Annotated in this window: 12 protein-coding genes; 4 read left to right on the top strand and 8 right to left on the bottom strand. The window is 63.3% G+C overall.

The annotated features are described in order from the left end of the window. Window positions 1–149: 149 nt before the first annotated feature. A complete protein-coding gene (locus SJI03_RS21215; RefSeq protein ID WP_322428462.1) occupies window positions 150–1961 on the top strand; it encodes a PhoH family protein in 1812 nt (603 codons plus the stop codon). Between the two features lie 147 nt (window positions 1962–2108). Then, a complete protein-coding gene (locus SJI03_RS21210) occupies window positions 2109–2930 on the top strand; it encodes a site-2 protease family protein (RefSeq protein ID WP_322428461.1) in 822 nt (273 codons plus the stop codon). Here SJI03_RS21210 and SJI03_RS21205 read toward each other — a convergent pair. Beyond that, on the bottom strand, window positions 2829–5246 hold the full coding sequence (locus SJI03_RS21205; RefSeq protein WP_322428460.1) for a TonB-dependent siderophore receptor: 2418 nt from the start codon (window positions 5244–5246) through the stop codon (window positions 2829–2831). The genes SJI03_RS21210 and SJI03_RS21205 overlap by 102 nt on opposite strands. A 421-nt stretch (window positions 5247–5667) precedes the next feature. On the opposite strand from SJI03_RS21205, the gene SJI03_RS21200 reads away from it, so the two are divergent. Continuing rightward, window positions 5668–6609: a bestrophin family protein gene (locus tag SJI03_RS21200; protein ID WP_176389569.1), complete on the top strand. Its 942-nt coding sequence runs from the start codon at window positions 5668–5670 to the stop codon at window positions 6607–6609. Window positions 6610–6674: 65 nt separating this feature from the next. Further along, window positions 6675–6875 (top strand): heavy-metal-associated domain-containing protein, encoded by a 201-nt coding sequence (locus SJI03_RS21195; RefSeq protein WP_077407505.1) that lies wholly within the window; start codon window positions 6675–6677, stop codon window positions 6873–6875. Window positions 6876–6936: 61 nt separating this feature from the next. Here the strand turns inward: SJI03_RS21195 and SJI03_RS21190 are convergent, their stop codons facing one another. From SJI03_RS21190 to SJI03_RS21160, 7 genes are all read right to left on the bottom strand, one after another. Beyond that, on the bottom strand, window positions 6937–7905 hold the full coding sequence (locus SJI03_RS21190; RefSeq protein ID WP_322428459.1) for an IS1595 family transposase: 969 nt from the start codon (window positions 7903–7905) through the stop codon (window positions 6937–6939). Window positions 7906–8000: 95 nt separating this feature from the next. Continuing rightward, on the bottom strand, window positions 8001–8723 hold the full coding sequence (locus SJI03_RS21185; RefSeq protein ID WP_322428458.1) for a glutathione S-transferase: 723 nt from the start codon (window positions 8721–8723) through the stop codon (window positions 8001–8003). 22 nt (window positions 8724–8745) lie between these two features. Beyond that, a complete protein-coding gene (gene cueR / locus SJI03_RS21180; RefSeq protein ID WP_099379159.1) occupies window positions 8746–9165 on the bottom strand; it encodes a Cu(I)-responsive transcriptional regulator in 420 nt (139 codons plus the stop codon). Window position 9166: 1 nt separating this feature from the next. After that, on the bottom strand, window positions 9167–11611 hold the full coding sequence (locus SJI03_RS21175; protein WP_322428457.1) for a heavy metal translocating P-type ATPase: 2445 nt from the start codon (window positions 11609–11611) through the stop codon (window positions 9167–9169). 103 nt (window positions 11612–11714) lie between these two features. Continuing rightward, on the bottom strand, window positions 11715–12470 hold the full coding sequence (locus SJI03_RS21170; RefSeq protein ID WP_322428456.1) for a FecR family protein: 756 nt from the start codon (window positions 12468–12470) through the stop codon (window positions 11715–11717). Then, window positions 12439–18312, bottom strand: coding sequence for a YDG domain-containing protein (locus SJI03_RS21165; RefSeq protein ID WP_322428455.1), 5874 nt, complete (start codon window positions 18310–18312; stop codon window positions 12439–12441). The genes SJI03_RS21170 and SJI03_RS21165 overlap by 32 nt, the downstream gene beginning before the upstream one ends. 16 nt (window positions 18313–18328) lie before the next feature. Next, entirely contained in the window at window positions 18329–19939 is a 1611-nt protein-coding gene (locus tag SJI03_RS21160) for a ShlB/FhaC/HecB family hemolysin secretion/activation protein (RefSeq protein WP_322428454.1), read from the bottom strand. Between the last annotated feature and the right edge of the window lie 178 nt (window positions 19940–20117).

Genomic DNA, 20117 nt, shown 5'->3' with positions numbered 1-20117 from the left:
GGCGTCCATGACCGGCCATGCTGCCGGCCTTCCGGCAGTTACTCGTCCTGTAGCATTGTTGTTCCCCCGCATCCACCCCATGAGAAGTGCCGCCAGAAGCTGGCTGCCCATGGGCGATTCATTCCAGAAATTTTTTGATTGAGATCCTGATGCCACTGCCAAAATTACCGAGCAAGCCAGCCACCATCCTGGCCACCCAAGATTACCCAACCGCAGGCGCAGCGCGCCCGGCCACCAAAACCCCGGCAGCCAAGAAAATGGCTGCACCGATCATTGAAGCGGCGATCGCCGAAGTTGCCAAGCCGGTTCGCAATGCGGCCACGAAGATCAAGCAAGTGGCGGCCCTGATGGTCGCCAAGCCGGCACCTGCACCTGCGCCGGTTGCGGCCGCACCTGCCGTCGTTGCCGCGCCTGCGGCGAAAGCCAAGCCGGCGGCAAAAGGCAAGGTCACGCCGATCAAGCCAGTCAAGCAAGCCGAGCAGCCACATCCGGCCAAGCACAAGGCGGTCGAAGTACAGCTCAAGTCGTCCGCCAGCCGCGCCGCCGATCAGCGCGGCATCAGCAAGCTGTTCGTGCTCGACACAAACGTGCTGATGCACGATCCATCGTCGCTGTTCCGCTTCGAGGAACACGATGTGTACCTGCCGATGATGACCCTGGAAGAGCTGGACAACCACAAGAAGGGCATGACGGAAGTGGCGCGCAATGCACGCCAGGTCTCGCGCACCCTGGACGCCCTGATCAGCAACACGGATGACGACGCCATCGAACACGGCATTTTGCTGTCCAAGCTGGGCAACAAGGATGCCAAGGGCCGTCTGTTCTTCCAGACGCGTCTGCAAAGCGCCGACCTGCCGGCAGGCTTGCCAGTGGGCAAGGCCGACAACCAGATCCTCGCCGTCGTGCGTTCGCTGGAATCGGAACAGGAAGGCCGCCCCGTCGTGCTGGTGTCGAAAGATATCAACATGCGCATCAAGGCGCGCGCCCTGGGCTTGCCGGCCGAAGATTACTTCAACGACCATGTGCTGGAAGACACGGACTTGCTGTACTCGGGCATCGTGCAATTGCCGGACGACTTCTGGAACAAGCACGGCAAGGATATGGAATCCTGGCAGGAAAGCAAGAACGGCTACAGCTCGACGTTCTACCGCGTGACGGGCCCGTTCATTCCATCCTTGCTGGTCAACCAGTTCATCTACCTGGAACCGAAAAACGGCGAAACGCCATTCTACGGCCAGGTAAAACAGATCAACGGCAAGACGGCCGTGCTGCAAACCCTGCGCGACTTCAGCCACACGAAGAACAATGTGTGGGGCGTAACGGCGCGCAACCGCGAGCAGAACTTCGCCCTGAACTTGCTGATGAATCCGGAATGCGACTTCGTCACCCTGCTGGGCCAGGCCGGTACCGGCAAGACCTTGCTGGCCCTGGCCGCCGGCCTGGCGCAAGTGCTGGAAACCAAGCTCTACAATGAAATCATCGTCACCCGCGTGACGGTACCGGTGGGCGAAGACATCGGCTTCCTGCCAGGCACGGAAGAAGAAAAGATGTCGCCATGGATGGGCGCCTTCGACGACAACCTGGAAGTGCTGAACAAGTCCGACTCGGATGGCGGCGAATGGGGCCGTGCGGCAACGCAAGACCTGATCCGTTCGCGCATCAAGATCAAGTCGCTCAACTTCATGCGCGGCCGCACATTTGTGAACAAGTTCCTCATCATCGATGAAGCGCAAAACTTGACGCCGAAACAAGTCAAAACCCTCGTCACACGCGCCGGTCCCGGCACGAAGATCCTGTGCCTGGGCAACATCGCGCAGATCGACACACCGTACCTGACGGAAGGCTCGAGCGGCCTGACCTACGTGGTCGACCGCTTCAAGGGCTGGACCCACAGCGGCCACGTCACCCTGGCCCGCGGCGAGCGTTCACGCCTGGCCGACCACGCCAGCGAAGTGCTGTAACGTGCTGTAAGTTATAGCGGGCGGCGCAAGCTGCCCAGTCATTCGAAGCCCCGGCTGCAGCGATGCAGGCGGGGCTTTTTTCTTGTGCGCGACTTTTCGTGGAGGCATGTTCTAATACCGCTCCTTTCTTTCAGGACACCATATCCGATGCACCCCGCTTTCCAGTTGCTGCTCTGCCTTATCCTCTTCATGCTGATCCACATTTCCGTCATGGCCCTGTGCGCTCGCGCATTCGGCATCACCGTGCGCAGCATCAGCTATGGCGTGGGACCGACCTTGCTGACTTTAGGAAAAGTCCATGTCAAGCTGCTGCCCCTGGCCGGCAACGTGGTGCTGAAGGATACGCGCGAGGAAACCTTGTATGACGACGATCCCTGTCTTGATGCCTATAACTTCCAGCCGTTGTGGAAGCAGGTGCTGCTGCCATTGAGCGGCGTGGGGGTACTGCTGGCCTTATCGCTGGGCATCATGGGAGCGTCGGGCTGGGAGTGCTTTGTCGCTGCCTTCGGGCAGATCATCCACGGCGCACTGGCGCCGCTGTCCGTGGCGCAGGAATTGCTGGGTGATGGAGAAACCTTTGCCCGCACGCACGGCTTTGCGCTGCTGTTCGCCCTGTTCTCATTGAAACTGTGCGCCTTCAACCTGCTGCCGTTCGCCGGCTTGAACGGCGGACAGGCGCTGCTGGCCATCGCGCGCGGCGGACGCGCTTTTGTGGCGTGGGAAGAAACGGTGACGAAATGGGTGCTGTTGCCGGGGCTGGCGGTCTTGCTGGCGTGGGTGGTGGCGCTGGTCGTATATGGCTGGCGCGCGCCGGGGCTGTCATCGCACGGCCCCGGCTGGCTACAGCCTGGTACAGCCCGGTCATGGCTACAAATTCACCTTCAAGCTCAACAGGGCTTCACGTTCCGCGCCACGGAAGATGCCGCCAAAGTATTTTTTATCGAAGACATTGCCGATATTCAGGGCTAGGCGGTAACGCGCCGTTTCATAGGCCACGGCGATATCGGCCAAGGTGTACGGATCATTCAGGTACAGCGCATTGGCCGCGCCATTGTAGGGCGAACTGCCACGGTAGCGCAGGCCGCCGGCGAGCATCAGGCCAGGCACGGCCAGGGGCCGGTAGTCGAGCCACACGCTGGCCGCATGGCGTGTCGTTTGCAGGCTCTGGCGGCCGATTTCGTAGTCGTGGTTGCTCTTCGTCGTGCGCGGGTCAAGATAGGTGTAGCCAGCCAGCACACCCAGCTCGGGCAAGGGTTTGAACGTGCCTTCCAGTTCCACGCCCGTAGCGCGCACTTCGCCCGTCTGTATTGACGAACGCGGATGCAGTGGGTCCGGAGTCGTGACATTCGTTTGCGTCAGATCAAACAATGATGCCGTCAGCATGGTGGAGGTGCCAGCAGGCTGGTACTTGATACCCAGCTCCACCTGCTTGCCTTTGCGTGGCTGGAAAGCCTTGCCGTCAAAGTCGCGGCCCGTGGCCGGATCGAACGAGGTGGCATAGCTGGCATACGACGCCACGCCATTGTCGAACAGGTACAGCAGGCCTGCGCTGCCCGTGGTGGCATTGTCGCCGATGCGCGTGGTCGCCGAATTGCGCTGCGTGCTGCGCGCGCGGTCGTGGCGCAGGCTGGCGTTCGCCACCCATGCGCCCAGCTTGAACTGGTTCAAGGTGTAGAGGCCCGTCTGCTTGAGTTCAGTGTCGGTATAGTCGAGTTCAGGCGCGGCGATCGATTGATGGTACACCGGCAAATAAATATCCAGGTTCGGCACGTCCCAGCCAAAGCCCAGGCCGTCATTTTCCTTGTATTTCAGGTAATCGATGCCCGCCACAAAACGGTGTTCGATCTCGCCCCAGCGAAATTCCTTTTGTGCGCGGCTGTCCACCGTCCAGGTCTTGCCGTCCACTTTTTCCGCCAGGCTGCCGCGAGTGGCCGTGCGTCCGTCCGCCAGCAAACCCTCGGCATAAATATGCTGGTAATCGACCTTGATGGTGGCATAGCGCAAGTTATGCGTCAGCTTCCAGCCACTCCCTGTTGCATGCTCGAACATATAGCCGAGGGCGCGCGTATCGCGGTTGAAATAATCGAAGGACGGGTCGCCCGCCGTGCGGCTTACGGGCAAGTCCTTGATTTGCGGATGGACAAACAGGCTGGGCCACCATGGTTTCGGCGTACCCCGCTCTTGCGAATATGTGCCCAGCACGGTAAGACTGGTGCGCGCCGAGATGTCCCAGCGCAGCGACGGCGAGATGGAAACGCGGTTGTTCTTCGACTCGATGGGACGGTCGTTAGCATCACGACCCGTCAGCGTGACGCGGTACAACAAGCCATCGTTGCCCGCGACGGCGCCGCCCAGGTCGGCATTGACCTGATAGCGCTGGTAGCGCCCTGCGGAAACGCCCACGCTATTGACGTGGTCGGCGCTCGGCAGCTTGGACGTGACATTGATCATGCCACCTGGGCGACCCTGGCCGTAGAAGACGGACGCAGGCCCCTTGATGACTTCTACGCTGTCGAGGTCTTCCATTTCGCTATTCCAGGAACCATAACTGCCCGCCGACAACAGCCTCAAGCCATCCTGGTAGTACGAGCTGCCATCGCTGAAGCCGCGGATGGTGGCGCCCGACATGCGCACGTCGGCGCCCGTCACGTCCGTCAGCACTCCCGCTGTATACGCCAGCGCCTGTTCGATGCTTTTCGGCGCCTGCGTCTTGATCTGTTCACGCGTGACGACAGAAATGGCGCGTGGCGTCTCGATCAATGGCGTGCGCATCTTGGTGGCGGCCACGCTGATCGGCACATAGCCGCGCGATACCGTACCCTCGCCTGCGTCAGCCGCTGCCATGACGGAAATCAACGGCATGACGGCGTCCGGCGCCGTGCCTGCGCTGGCCACGGCAGGCGCGGCGCGCAGCACATAGCTGCCCGCTTCCAGTTCGACCGCCTGCAAGCCCGTGCCTGCAAGCAAGGCCGCCAGGGCAGCCTGCGGCGTATACTGTCCCTGCAAGCCGGCCGTGCTCTTGCCGCTGGCCTGTTCGGGCGTGTAGCTGAGCAAGACATTCGCGGCGCTGGCCAAGCTGCGCAGCGCAGGCGCCAGCGGACCGGCAGGGATGTTATAGGCCAGGCGCGTGGCGCCAGCCTGCTGGGCCTGGGAAGTTTGCGCCTGCGCGAGGGCTGGCATGGCCGCATACAGTGCCAGGCTGCACACGGCCAGCGACACGGCACGGGCGATGGGAAGGATTTGCGGTGTGGAAATATAGCGATGCTGCTTGCGACTGACGGACATGGTGTAAAGCCTCTCGAATGGACTGCTGAAATGATTCCCCTACTTAGCAGGTGCCTTGAGAAGACGAATCGGGCAGGCTCGACGCGAAAAGTCCTGCCCTGCAGGCGCACCTGATACAGGCGAACTTTTGCGACTGGTCCAGACGAAAGATCGTAATTTCAGCGCTTACATGGATTTAAATTACAAATGAAATATTCATTCATGAAATGAATAACACCTATCGCCACTGTGAATTGGCCGGAAGCGAAACGGCGGCCTATACTCAAGCCGTCTCCCCTACTCTGCTTCCCATGTACACCCTGCTCAGCCCGCATACCTCGCGGGCTTTTTGTTCCCGGCCATTGCCACTCCGTCTTTCCCCTTTTAACGATCACCGGGCGCGCTGTTCCCCGCCAGCCCAGCTCCCCACAGGGAGCACAGCATGATCGTGCGCGAGCGTCCCTCGGCGCTGCGCTTGTTCCTCGTGGTGCGCGGCTCCGTCCTGCCGCGCATCCGCACCACGCTGATCGTCAATACCCTGATCGCCACCCTCGTCACCTGGTGCCACGGCACCTTGTTCGACCACAAGGTGATCCTCACGACCATCCCGTTCACCCTGATCGGCTTGCCGCTGGCCATCTTCCTGGGCTTTCGCAACACTGCCGCCTACGACCGCTACTGGGAAGCGCGCAAGCTGTGGGGCGAACTGGTCTTGCGCAGCCGGAATTTCTCGCGCCAGTGCCAGACGATGATACGCAGCGACACGCCGGCCCACGCCAGGCTGGGCCTGGAAGACGTGCGCGTGCGCATGATCTACCGCACCATCGCCTTTTGCCATGCCCTCCGCCACCAGCTGCGCGACACGCGAGGACCCGCCGACCTGCAGCCGCTGCTGCGCCCGGCCGAATGGGACGCGGCCTGCAAGGCATCGAATCCGTCCGACTACCTGATGCTGCAGATGGGCCACGACCTGGCCGACTGCGTCCGGCAAGGTCGCATCGACAGCATCCTGGCCACGCAGATCGATAATACGGTCTCGGCCATGGTGGGCGCAGGCGCTTCGTGCGAACGCATCCGCAGCACGCCGATTCCCTTCTCGTATTCGCTGCTGCTGCACCGCACGGCCTATCTGTACTGTTTCCTGCTGCCCTTCGGCCTCGTCGATTCGCTGGGCTTCATGACGCCGTTTGTCGTCGCCATCGTCGCGTACACCTTCTTTGGCCTCGATGCCCTGGGGGACGAGATCGAGGAACCGTTCGGCGAAGACGCCAACGACCTGCCGCTGTCGGCCATGTGCCGCGCCATCGAAATCAGCTTGCGCGAATCCGTGCAAGACGAGAACGTGCCGCCGCCCATGCAAGCCGACGATTTTCTGCTGCACTAAGCTTGACCTTACCATTGGGGTAAGGCTTACAGTGGACACACTTAACCATTCAAGGAGTGCTTGCCATGTACCAGTTACAAGTTGAAAACATGAGCTGCGGCCATTGCGTCGGCTCGGTCACGAAAGCGGTGCAAGGCGTCGATCCGCAAGCCCAGGTGCAGATCGACCTGGCCAGCAAGCGTGTCACGGTGGAATCACCCGCCGAACTGGGCGCAATCAGCGCGGCCATCGTGGAGGCGGGCTACCCCGTCACCAGCGCGCAATAAACAACACACAAAGCGACACGCACACAGAACAGCCGGCCCTTGCGCCGGCTGTTTTTTTAGGCTATGTCACCGTCAGATGTGGGAATACTCCCAGTGTTGCTTTCAATAACGTTTCTGGTGAACGGATGCGTCTGGCGTCGAGTATCCAGCGCCAGCCCAGGTAATTTGGCAGGTAGCGCGTCGCCACGCCGTGAAACGGACGCAGCCATTGCCGCAAGCGGCTGTGATACGCATTGACGTTCTGCACATGCGCGGCGCCCTGCACACGGATGCCGGCGCGCAAGTTGACGGCCTCGTGGCTGATACCCGCTTCCCTCGCAAACGCCCGGTAGGCCGCATGGCCATCCGTTACCAGCAGAACATCCTTGTCGATAACGGGCAACAAACATCGGTGCAGCTGCGCCTTCGTCAACGCGCCTTTGCCGGTGACGAAATCGAGGGTCTGGCCCGTGCGGTCGCGCGCCACCAGGATGCAGACTTGCTCATTCGAGATACCACGTTTAAAGGCACGGCCGCCCCGGCGGCGGGCCGGCCGCGTCATCTGCCTCGATCCCTTTTCCGATTCCAGCACGTAGAGTTCATCGGCCTCGGCGATACCATGCAGGCCATGCGGCCGGTCCGTCTTCGCCACGCTGAGAAAGCGGTGGCGCCAGCGAAACGTGGTGTTGCGGTGCAATCCCAGCTGCTGAGCGGCCTGGCGCACCGACCTGGAATCAAGCAGGCAATCGGCATACGCGATCCATAGCGCCTTGTGACGCAAGCGGGCCAGCGGCGTGCCCGTCAAGGCATTGAAAGTGCGCCCGCAAGGCACGCAGCGGTAGCGCTGCAAGCCGTGCGCATGGCCATGCCGGTGCAGGTGAGGCGAGCGGCAGGCGGGACAGGCCAATCGCGGCTGCGCCACGCTTTCCAGCAACGCGACGGTCGCGCCGTGCGGTGCGTTGCCACACAGCAGGGCGATGCCTGTCTGCCGCTGGCGTCGGTTCAGGTGAGCAAACTGGGCGATAAAACGCATCCATTCGGCTGGCTGCATGATCTGCTCCCTATGTGGTAAGTATGCAGAGTCAGACAGCAATGCCAAGGGAAGATTCCGGCAGTTCCCCTATTTATCGATGACAGAGCCTTTTTTTATCCGTCCAGCTCGGGATAGTGGCGGAAAATGCCTTCCTCATTGAACGCGATCCTGCGCTTCGACCGCAGGTAGCGGGCAATATTCGGCCGCGCGGCCACCATATCGTGCAGCGCAAGCAGGGCAGGATACTGCGGAGCCAGGCGTGCCATGGCTTGCGGAAACGCATACTGCAGGCCGGCCAGCATCTGGAACAGCGACAGGTCGCCATACGTGAGCCTGGCCCCGACCAGATACTGGCCGCGACTGTTCAGCAGCACCTGCGTGAAATAATCGAGAAACTTGGGCAAACGTGTTGCGCGGAAATCCGCGCTGCGCAACATGGCCGCCTGCTTTTGCTCTTCGTAATATTGATTCATCGACAGCGGATGGTGCGTGTCGTGCACTTCCGTCAGCCAGTCGGCCATCGTCAGTTGCAGCTGGTTCAGCCACAAACGACCGCTTTCCGCGCGTGGCGCGAGGCCCAGGCGCCGGCCCAGGTACAAGAGGATATTCGTCGTCTGGCCGATCAGCACGTCGCCATCGCGCAGCACGGGCGGCGCGTAGGCGGCCTGTGACGTGCTGTCGCCATCGAGGCAGGCCAGCATGGCAGACAGGCCTTGCCCCGTGCGTTCAGGCAAGCGGGCGATATCACGGTACTCGGCGCCCGCTTCTTCCAGGGCCAGCCGGATGAATTCGCCGCGCCCCTGTATCGCGGGCCAGTAATACAGTGCATACGCCATACCCCACCTCCTTTGATTTACCTCAATGGCAACAGGCTTTCGCTTCCGCGTCTCCGGCCAGCCCCAGGCTTTGCAGGATGGGGCAATCGGGCTTGTCGTCGCCATGGCACGATTGCGCCAGGTGGGCCAAAGTGTCGCGCATCTCCGTCAATTCGGCGATCCTCTTGTTGAGCTCGGCGACATGGGCCAGCGCGATGCCTTTCACGTCCGCGCTGGCGCGCTGGTCGTTTTGCCACAACGACAGCAGCTCGCGGATCTGCTCCAGCGAAAAGCCCAGGCCCCGCCCGCGCTTGATAAAACGCAAGGCGTGCAAATCGTTGGGCGTGTAAATGCGGTAGCCGGCGTCGCTGCGCGCGCTGGGTTTTAACAATGAAATACTCTCGTAGTAGCGTATCATTTTTGCCGATACGCCCGTTTCGCTTGCCGCCTGGCCGATATTCATCCTATGACTCCTTGGTGTGCGCGCTACCTGAATGACTGCGGGCTTTCCAGCGCCGCAGCAACAGGGCATTGCTGATCACGCTGACGGAACTGAAGGCCATCGCCGCGCCCGCCACCATGGGGTTAAGCAAGCCGAAGGCGGCCAGCGGAATGCCGATCAGGTTATAAATGAAGGCCCAGAACAGATTCTGCCGTATCTTGCTGTAGGTGCGGCGCGAGATATCGATGGCGTCCGCCACCAGGGCCGGATCGCCGCGCATCAGGGTGATGCCGGCCGCATGCATGGCCACGTCCGTGCCCGTCGACATGGCGATACCCACGTCGGCGGCCGCCAGTGCGGGCGCATCATTGATGCCATCGCCCACCATGGCCACCTTCGCCCCCTCGCCTTTCAGCGCGACAATTTTAGCGGTTTTATCGGCCGGCAGCATTTTCGCCGCCACCGTGTCGATACCCAGCAGTTTGCCGACGGCGTCGGCGCTGCCCTGGTTATCTCCCGTCAACATCACCGTGCGGATACCCAGGCTGTGCAAATGGGCAATGGCTGCCTGCGCGTTCGGCTTGACCTGGTCGGAAAAGGCGAACAAGCCCAGCAGTTCCGATCCCGACGCCAGCCACGAAATCGTGTTGCCCGTGTTTTCCAGCGACAAGGCCTGCTCCGCCAGCGGCGTCATGTCCACGTGCAACTCCTGCATCAGCCGCGTGCTGCCCAGTTTCAACTCCAGGCCATCCACGTGGGCCGCCAAGCCGCGGCCCGGCAAGGCCGACAGGCCCGTGACCGGCAAGAGTTCGATATGACGCGCGGCAGCCGCATCGAGCACGGCCGTCGCCAGGCTATGCTCGCTACCGCGCTGGATGCTGGCCGCCAGTTGCAACAGCCGTGCATCCTCGATGCCATGCGCATGCAGGGCTGCCAAGGCAGGCTTGCCCACCGTCAAGGTGCCCGTCTTGTCGAACACGACGGTATTGACGGCGTGCGCCACTTCCAGCGCTTCCGCATCCTTGATCAAAATGCCGTAACGGGCAGCCACGCCCGTGCCGGCCATGATGGCCGTCGGCGTGGCCAGGCCCAGCGCGCAGGGGCAGGCGATGACCAGCACGGCCACGGCATTGATGATGGCGTTCTCCAGCTCGCCAGTGGCGAACCACCAGCCCAGCATGGTCAGCAGCGCCAGCACCAGCACCACGGGAACAAAGATCGCGCTGACCTTGTCGACCAGATGCTGGATCGGCGCCTTGGCCGCCTGCGCATCTTCCACCAGGCGGATGATGCGCGACAAGGTCGTCTCGCCGCCCACGGCTTGGGTGCGCACCAGCAACAAACCATCGGCATTGATGGCGCCACCCGTGACCTTGTCGCCCGGATGCTTATCGACCGGCAAGCTTTCGCCCGTGATCAAGGACTCATTGATCTGGCTGGCGCCTTCCACCACCACGCCATCGACGGCTACCCGCTCGCCGGGACGGATCACCACCAGGTCGCCCACTTTCACCTGCTCCACGGGCAAGTCGATTTCCACGCCGTCGCGGCGCACGCGGGCCGATTCCGGACGCAAGACTTGCAGCGCGCGAATGGCCGAAGCCGTCTGGCGCTTGGCGCGGCTTTCCAGCCATTTGCCCAGCAGCACCAGGGTGATGACGACGGCCGATGCTTCGAAATACAGGTGCGGCAGCATTTCGCCCGCCGTCAGCCATTGGTAGACGGACAAGCCATACGCGGCGCTCGTGCCCAGCGCCACCAGCAAATCCATATTCCCGCTGCCGGCGCGGGCCGCCTTCCAGCCCGCCTTGTAGAAACGCGCGCCAAAGTAAAACTGCACCGGCGTGGCCAGCGCGAATTGCAGCCAGCCGGGCAGCATCAGATGGATGCCGGCCCACTCGAGCAGCATCGGCAGCATCAGGGGGAAAGCCAGCACGGCCGCGAATGCCACTTTCATGCCGTCGCGGTTCGGCGCGGCAGCGGACGCACTGGCCTGACTGGCGGCGGGCACCCTGGCTGCATAGCCGGCCTTGTCGATGGCGGCGATCAGGGTGCCCGCCTCCAGGCCGCCCGTCACCTTGATGCGCGCGCTTTCCGTGGCCAGGTTAACGCTGGCGGCCAGCACGCCCGGCACTTTCAGCAGGGCTTTTTCCACCCGGCCCACGCAAGAGGCGCACGTCATGCCGGCGATGTTCAGGTCGATCTCGCGCTGCGCCACCGTATAGCCAGCCTTTTCCACTGCCGCCTGCAAGGTGACCAGGGAAATCGGCGCGCTGGACGTGATTTTGGCCACTTCCGTGGCCAGGTTGACGCTGACCTGGCTCACGCCGGGCACGGCGGCCAAGGCCTTTTCCACGCGGCCCACGCACGAACCACAAGTCATGCCTTCAATGGCCAGCGCCTGCGCATGCGCGGCGGCGGGAGGGGGAGGACTGGAATTGGCGGGAGCGAGTGCACTCTGGTTCATGGCAGATCCTGTACGAAAGATTAACGAATAGGGTCAGGATCTGCTATCCCATGATGGGAAGGTCAAGCCCTATTTGCACGGTGTGCAGAGCTTGCTTGAAGACTTAGCGCACCACGCAGTCGATGGCGGCAGGTTTGCCGGGCGTGGCAGGGGCGCCCCCACTCGATGGCGACGGTACAAAGGCCGGCGGCAGCGTGAACTGCATGCCTGGATTGACGGGCAACAACACGGGCGGCTGCCTGAAGTTGGGCGTAAAGCCAAACTGGCCCGGGGCAAAGCTTTGCGCGCCAGCCGGATTGCTCACCTGAATCAGGCCGTCAAGCACATGCACATACAGGCCGGGAGCCAGCCCTTGTCCTGCCGATGGCGCCGCCGTTGGCAGCGGCATTGCCGAGGGAGCGACATAGCTGGCAATAAACGTCGTGCCGCGGATGCCGATGGTGGCAGCCGGCGTCTTCATTTCGAAGCGCTCCTTGTTGCGCTTGCCCAGCAGGCCCGTGACGGAACGCAAGCCTCCCTTGAGCAAACTGAAGATGGCGTGGTCGCCGTCGGGCCGCTCGGCCGTGTAGCTGAATTGCTCGATCACGAAACTGGTATTCGGCTTCAGGGTGATTTCGCTATTGTCGATCAGCTTGATCAAGGCATAAGTGTCCTTTTCCGTCAGCAAGGTGTCGCCCTGCTCGACCTCGGACCTGATGGCCAGGATTTTCACCTTGCCGTCCACTTTCTTGGCCATCAGTGGGCCGCTCAATTGCATCACCGTGCCGGCCACTTGCCCGGCCCAGGCGTGCGCGCCCAGGCACATCAGGGCCAGCCACAGCAAGGCCTTAATTGCAGTACATTTTTTTAGTAGGGTCATCAAATTTGTATCCTGTGGATTTATCTGTGGCATCGGCAACATCCTTGCTCTCCTTCTTCTTGTCGTCCGGCTTGGCTGCCGGCGTGGACGCGAGCGTATCGTTGGCACGATCGGCCTGCTTGATGATGCGCAAGGCATCGTCGATGGCCGCGCTCGTGGCGGCGTCGATCACGGGTTTGTCGATGGTGATCGCTGGCAGGAAGATGGCGTCCGCCATGCTCACCGTGCCGTTCGGCGCCAGCAAGCTGACGTTGGCACGCTGGCGGTTGATGCGCACGCCCGAGTCACCCGTGATGTTGCCCGTTTTCGCCAGCACGCTCATGCTGCCCGCTGCCGGCAAGACGAAGCTTGCCGTGTCCGCAAAGCGCACATAGCCTTCCGCGCTGGCACTGAAATTGCCGCCGCTAACGATATTCGCATTGCTGCCGACATTGATGTCGCGCCCCGCCGTCATGCTGACATTGCGCACCGCCGCCAGTTGCGCGCCATCACCCAGCACGACATCCGTGCTGGCATTAAGCGCGATGTCATTGCCCGCGATCTTGCCGTTGACGGTGACGGGGCTGTGCGCCGTCACGCTGACGTTGCCGCCATTCGCATTGATGTTGCCAGCATTGATGCCGCCCGTGTTGTCGATGGCGATATTGCCCGCGCCCGTGGTCAGCGGTCCCAGAGTCAAGGTGCCCGGCGCCGAGGTATTGTTCAGCGTAATCCCGCCTCCCGCACTATTGCTGGCGGTAAAACTGCTTACCTGGTTGCCCGCATGGTCCAGCACGATACCGTCGCGCGCCTGCGCAGCCAGGCTGCTGGCGAGCAAGGCACCGTCCTGGACTATGGCGCCGTTCAGGGCGCTCAAGCGCACTTCGCTCGCCGCCACGCTGGCGAAGCGCAAGTCGCCAGCCGCTTGCGTGATGGCCAGCTGGCCCGCCAGCCGGATGGCGCCGGCCGTCTGATTAAAACTGTTGGCGACAAGCAAGTTACCGTTGCCGCTCAGCACGCCGCCGCCTTGCGCATAGCGCTCCGCCGACAGGCTGCCATTCAGCAGCAAGCTGCCGCCGTTGATTTCCAGGCCGGCCAGGCCGCCCAGCACGGAGCGGTCCAGCGCGCTTTCACCGAGGGTCAGGCTGCCGCCCGTCAACAGCAAGCCCGTCGCCGAGTTCAGGTTTTTCAGGACGGTGTTGCCGGCCGCCGCGCTGTAGGTAACGACGCCCTTGCTGTTGCTAAAGTCGACAGCCAGCACGTTCGCGCCTTCCGGCACCACGCCGCCGTCCCAGTTGGCCGCATCGCTCCACAAGCCGTTGCCGCTGCCGACCCAGGTCGACAATTGTTTTTGCGCAATCGTTGCCTGCGCCGTGCCGCCCGTCATTTCCAGGGTGTAATTACCCGCATCGGCGCCCGTCAGGCGGAAGCCGCTGGCGGTCACCAGCTTGTTGGCACCCGCATTCTTGTCGGCGAAGCTGCCGCTGCCGCCCACCACGCTGACCACATCCTGGCCCAGCACGCCGTTCGCCGTGGCGCTGACGGTAGCGGAAGTCGTGCCGTCATACACCTTGCCGGCGGCGTTCAGGCCCGCCAGGGTAAGGCTGGCGGGCGTGATACTGGCCAGCAAGCCCGTTGGCAAGACGATAAAGTAATTGCCCGCATCGGCGCCCGTCAGCGCCGCGCCACTGAGCTGCACGGCCTTGCCTACGCCCACGTTCTTGTCCGCAAAATTGGCCACTGCCGAGGCCGTCAAATTGTCGCCGGCAATGCGGTCATCACCCAGGTTCAGCTGCGCGCCCGTCGTGCCATCGTAGACCTTGTTGCCCGCCACGCCGGACAGGTTCAGCGCGCGCGCCGTGATGTCGGCCGTCGTGCTGCCCGCATTTCCATTGAGCACATAGTTACCCGCATCGGCGCCCGTCAGGTGACCGGTCGCCACCTGGTAATCGACCACTTTTCCGGTGCCGACATGCTTGTCGCGGAAGCTGCCCAGCAAGCCGGCCATGCCGACCTGGTCGCCCGTCACCAGGCCTTCGAAGTAGCCATTCAGGGCCGCCTGCAAGGTGCCATCGTAGACGCGGCTTTGCGCGCCCGTGACGCCATAGTTCAGGATGCGTGCCGTGATGGCCGCCGTGCCGTCCACCGTCGTCGCGGCCAGGCTGTAGTTGCCGAGTTCATTGCCGCCCAGGGCCAGGCCGCTGGCGTGCACGGCCTTGATGCCGCCCGCATTCTTGTCGAGGAAGGCGGCGCTGCCGCTGATGCTGATGTTGTCGCCCGCCACCACATTGCCCAGCACAAAGTTGACGCCGTCGTAACCCAGGGTGCCGTCATAGATCTTGCCATTGCCACCGAGGCTCACCGTCAGCGCGCGTGGCGTGATGGCGAAGGTCGTCGTGCCGCCCATCGTGATGTCGTACTTGGTCGACCACAGGCCCGTCGCTGCATAGCTGCCCACGTTGCGCGCGTTGCCGTACCCGAGGCTGCCATTCACGCCAGTGTCGCCGTCGAGCAATCCCACATAGCCGATTGCACCGAGGAAGGCAGCCAGCTGGCCATCGTAGACCTTGCCCGCGGCATTGCCAGAAAGATTCACTTGCAGCGGCTTCAGGAAAGCCTTCAGCATCGGCGTCGTGTAGCCTTCGTAGATGCGCCAAACGCTGCTGAAATCGTAGTCGTTGAAGCTGCCCTGCTGCTGCATCTGCGCCGTGCTGCGGCCGCTGGAGCCGCCTGGATCGGTCTGCACCAGCGACGTTTCAGAATTGAAAAAACCATAGCTGAACGGAGAACCGGCGGACACGCGGCCGACTACCGCGCCCACGGCCGCATAGCCGTCGCCAGTCACGGCGCCGCTGCTGAAGACATGGCTGACGCTGCCCGTGCTTTCACCGACCAGCCCGCCCATGTTTTCCCTGGCCAGGATGGGATCGGCAACGCCCGCCCGGCCCACGGCGCCGCTGGCATACGCATCGTCGATGCTGCCGCCGTTCAGGCCCACCAGGCCGCCGATGCTGCGCGCGCCAGTGACATTGCCGGTGGCATAAGACTGGCTCAGCGCGCCTTGGTTATTGCCGACCAGGCCGCCGATCATTTCGCGCGCGCCCGTCACCACGCCAGTGGCGTACGAAGTCGCGATACGGGCGCCGGACGCATTCAATCCCGCCAGGCCGCCGATGGCGCCGCCGCCATCGGCATTGATGCCTGTGACGGCGCCGCTGCTGGCGGACAAGGTGATGACGCCGCCATTGCTGCCCACCAGGCCGCCGACATTGCGCTGGCCGCTGACGGCCATGCTGCTGTTCACGCCATCGATGACGCCGCTGACGACCTCGCCCGCCAGCGCGCCCACGTTGGCCGTGCCGGTGACGCTGCCGCCGCTCAGGGTCAGGTTGCGCAAGGTGCCGCCCTGCACGGTGCCAAACAGACCTGCCGCCGAACCGGAGGCCAGGCTGCGATCGATTTTCAAATTGCTGAGAGTAAATCCGCCGCCATCGAAGACGCCGAAAAAACCGCTGCCGCCGCCGGCGATCGGCATAAAGCCCTGGCCAGCGTTCCAATTCGCGGTGCCGCTGGCGTCGATATTGCCGGCCAGGCGATAGCTGTTGCCAAGCCCAAGGCTGGCGATGCCTTGCAAGCCGTAGATATCGGCGATCAGATAAGGCGAGGACGAACCGCCGTCGCCGCCGGCCGCGCGCAGGAAACTGGCGCCGCTGCCGATGGCAAAGCTTCTGGCGCTGAATCCTGGCAGGACCACCCCGTTTTGCACCCAGCTGCCGCCGTCGAGCACAAAGCTGCCATCCACCGTCACGGCGCCCGTGGCCGTGATGGCGGAACCTGAATTGAGGTGCAGATCACCGGTCCTGGCGAGCGCATCCGAAATCCGCATGCCACCCGTATTCGTGCCGTCGCCGATGGTCAGCGACGCGGCCGAGATGCCAGCGAGCTCGTCTGCCGTCAGGCCCAGGGCGCCACCGGCTTTGCTGCCCAGGTCGATGATGCGCGAACTGCTCAGGGGCTTGAGCGTCACGTTGGCGCCTGCGGCGCTACCGCCGAAATTCAAGGTGCCGCCGAGCGTGATACTGTCCGCCTGCAGGGTCACGCTCTGGTTGGCGATGCCACTGCCGACCAGCCGCGCGCCGCCGCCCATCAGGTTGATTTCACCGGCCGCATGGTTGGCACGCAGGGACAGGTTGCCGTTGCCGACACTGACTACGCCCGCACCCACCACGCTGGCGCCGGACAGGGACACGCTGCCGCCATTCGTCGTGATCGCCGCGTTCAGGATGACGTTCGACCCGGCGCCGTACGCGCCGCCGCTGCTGGCGTCGTTCGCCGACAGGGTCACGTTACCGCCATTGGTGGTGATGGGCGCGTACACATTGATCGTCTCGCCAGCCGTGGCGCTCAGGCCGATGTCGGCATGCACCATGTTAACGGCAGCGCTGAAATTGATACGGTGCTGGGCCTGCAAGATCACATTGCTGCTGGCGTTGGAGATGGTATCGGCACCGATGCTGGTGCTGCTGGCGGGCGGCCCCTCCAGGAACTGGTCTACATCATCGAGGCTACCGCCACTGCCCTGCACCACATCGATATCGAATGGGTCAAGCAGCCAGATACCGCGCTTGCCTCTGCTGGAGCGGGCGCTGGTATCGATGCGGATGCCGTCGACGGCCAGGGAATGGCCGGAGGTTTCCACGAAGCCGCCGTCGCCGCCTTGCGCGCCGCCACGCGCGGAGATGCTGCCGTGCACCTGCGCCGAGTCATCACCCCAGGCGATGACCTTGCCACCGTTGCCGCTGTTGATCGCGTCGGCCTTGACGCTGGCGTCCTTGCCGACAAGCACTTGCCGCGCATTCTGCACGGCCGCGTTCTTGCCCTGGTAGTCGCCGCCCAGCAAGACCGTGCCGCCGCCCGTGCCGCCGCTGGCGTCGATGGTCGCATTGCCCAGCAAGCCCACCTGTTCGCCCAGCACCTGGATGTCGCCGCCCTTGCCCACCGCGCCCGTGGCGCTGGTGACGCTGCCCGCTTCGAGCAGCGCCTTGCCACTGGCCTTCAGAACGATCCTGCCGTTCTCGCCGACGACGGCGCTGTTCGCGTTGAGCACGCCGCGCTGGCTGACCAGCGCGCCGGCCATGCCGATGCTGCCGCCCTGGGCGATGATCTGGCCCAGGTTCAGCGCCTGGTCGCCTGGTGCCGAGACGAGCACGCGCAATTGCGGATTGCCGGGGTCGGCCAGCTGCACGCTGCGCCCGGCCGCCAGGATCACTTCGCCATTTGGCGCCGTGATGATGCCCGTGTTTTCCACGTTCGGCGCGATCAGCAGCACTTGCCCGCCCTTGCCAGCGTTGATGGTGCCCGCATTGCTGACGCCGCCGGCCACGCCGCCGGCCGTGAACTGGCGCTTGCCGGCCAGGAAATCCTCGTTCGTCATGCCCAGGCTGGACGCCACCAGCCCGTTCACATCGACGCGCGCCCCCTGGCCGAAGACGATGCCGTTCGGGTTGATCAGGAAGACCTTGCCGTTCGATTCGAGCGCGCCGAGGATCTTGCTGGGGTCTTGTCCCGTGATGCGGTTGAGTACGGCGCTATTGCCGTTTTGCTGGATGAAGCGCGTGATTTCGCCCGCATGGATGGAAAAGCTCTGCCAGTTGATGATGGTGTTGGGCGTGTTCGTGATCGAGAAGATGTTGCCCTGCTGGTTGAACGTCGCCTGTCCGTTGACCACCTGCGGCAAGGCGGGATTGGCCTGCGCCGCGCCGAAACAGCCCGCCAGCAGCAGCGCCAGCGCCGTGCGGCGCAAGGGTGGTGCAAACGGTGGCGTCAGGATGAAAACGGAGGCGTGTTGAACGTGGTTGTGCATGGTGTTCATCCTGATGCTAGTAGGCCAAGGCGAGGCGGAAATGCAGGCGGTTGGCGCCCCGCTGTCCCGTGTCGCCGCCATTGACGACATGGGCGTAATCGAGTTGCAGATTGGCATAGCGGCTCAGCAGCAAACGCAGGCCGAGGCCGCCGCTGCTGATCCCTTGCGACGCGCTTTCGCCAGGCAGCCCATGGTTGCGGCGCAGCCATGCCGTGTCATAGAAAGCCAGCGCGCGGCATTGGTAGCCGAGTGCCTGACCGCACCAGTTCGGCGTGTACAGTTCCAGGTTCAGGTTGACGCCCGAATCGTTCGATACCTCGCGCTCGGCAAAGCCGCGCACGGACGCTGCGCCGCCGGCACCGAACTGCTCGCCCGGCACCAGCGCATCCGGCGTGACTTGCGCGTTGACGAGAGCGCGCCATTGCCAGTCGCCGGCCAGCACGCGCCCCGAGCTGGCGCTCAGGCGCAAGGTGTTGTAGGCCGCCTTGGCGTGCGCGCGCACCCGGTCAAAATCGGCTTGCGCGCCATGCTTGCCGCCAGGGATATTGTGCGCGAAGGTGACCGCCACGCTGGTCTCGCCCGTGGGCAAGGTCCAGTTGCCTATGTAGCTGACGCTGAGCGGGTGCACGGTGACGTCGGCGCCCAGCTCCATGCCGAACAGCTGCACGCTGTTGCGGTAAGCCTTGTAATCGACGCCGTACACGAGCTTGGGTTCGAAATCGCCGCTGCGGGGAAAGTTCTGGTTGTAGCGGATGCCGGCCATGCTGCCCTGGCCGCTGACGGCCAGGTCGAAAATGCCGGCCGAGACGCTGCCTGAATCGACGTTCGAATAGCTGGCGAAAAAATCCATCGAGTCGCCAAGCGCATACAACGGCAAGTGGTAGCCGGCGCCATACACGCCCACCTTGTCCGGCTTTTCGAGGCTGCTCGTGTATTGCAGGCTGGCCACATGATCGAGGCCGAACAGATTGGCATGCTGCAGCACCACGCCCACGTGCGTCTTGCCCGTTTGCGCATTGCCCGTATTGTCCACGTTGAGCATGGCTTTCCACGGCTTTTCATCGGCCACCGTGACGATGGCGTCGATGGCGCCGGCCGGCTCGTCGGCCTGCAGGCGCACTTCGATCTTGCGCGCGGGGTTTTCATTGGCCAGCTTCAGGCTTTGCGACAAGGCCGGCAAGTTCGGCGTCTCGCCTTCGCGCAAGGACGGCAAGGCGCGCCGCACGTTGGCCTCGTCGACGTAGGCGTTGCCACTGATGGCGAGCTTGCCCAGCGGCGTTTGCAGCACGCTCAGGCGCACCACGCCATGCTCCAGTTCCTGTTCGGGCAGTTGCACGTGCACGGCGCTGTAACCGCGCTCGCGGTAAGCCGCTTCCAGCGCCTCGACGGCACGGGCGATGTCGGAAAAATCGCGCTGCGCTCCTGTAAAAGGCGCCAGCAGGGTTTGCACCTGCGCGGACGTGAGCAGGGTATTGCCCTGGACGTCGAATCGGCGGATCTCGAAGCGCGGCACGCCGTCTTCCTGCGCGGCAGGAGCAGCTTCATCCATGGAAACGGCAGCGCCGGCGGCGCCGACGGCGAACAGCAGCGCGGAACCCGCAAGCAGGTGCACCAAACGATATGTCATGTGAAGGATTTCTTGTGTAACCGGACAAGCGCGCGGCCCGCAGGCGCCTGCATGTCCGGCAATGGATTGAAGACAAATTTTAGACGGCTTTTAGTTTCCAGTCAGAAATTTCTAACATTTCTCCCAGATTTTCATCGCAGCGCAACAAACCATGCGCGCAGCATGATAAAAATGCCGC

The organism is Janthinobacterium sp. GMG1 (assembly GCF_034427795.1).
Lineage (GTDB): Bacteria > Pseudomonadota > Gammaproteobacteria > Burkholderiales > Burkholderiaceae_D > Janthinobacterium.
Note: the sequence above shows the minus strand (reverse complement) of the source record. Positions and strands in the feature narration are given on the sequence as shown.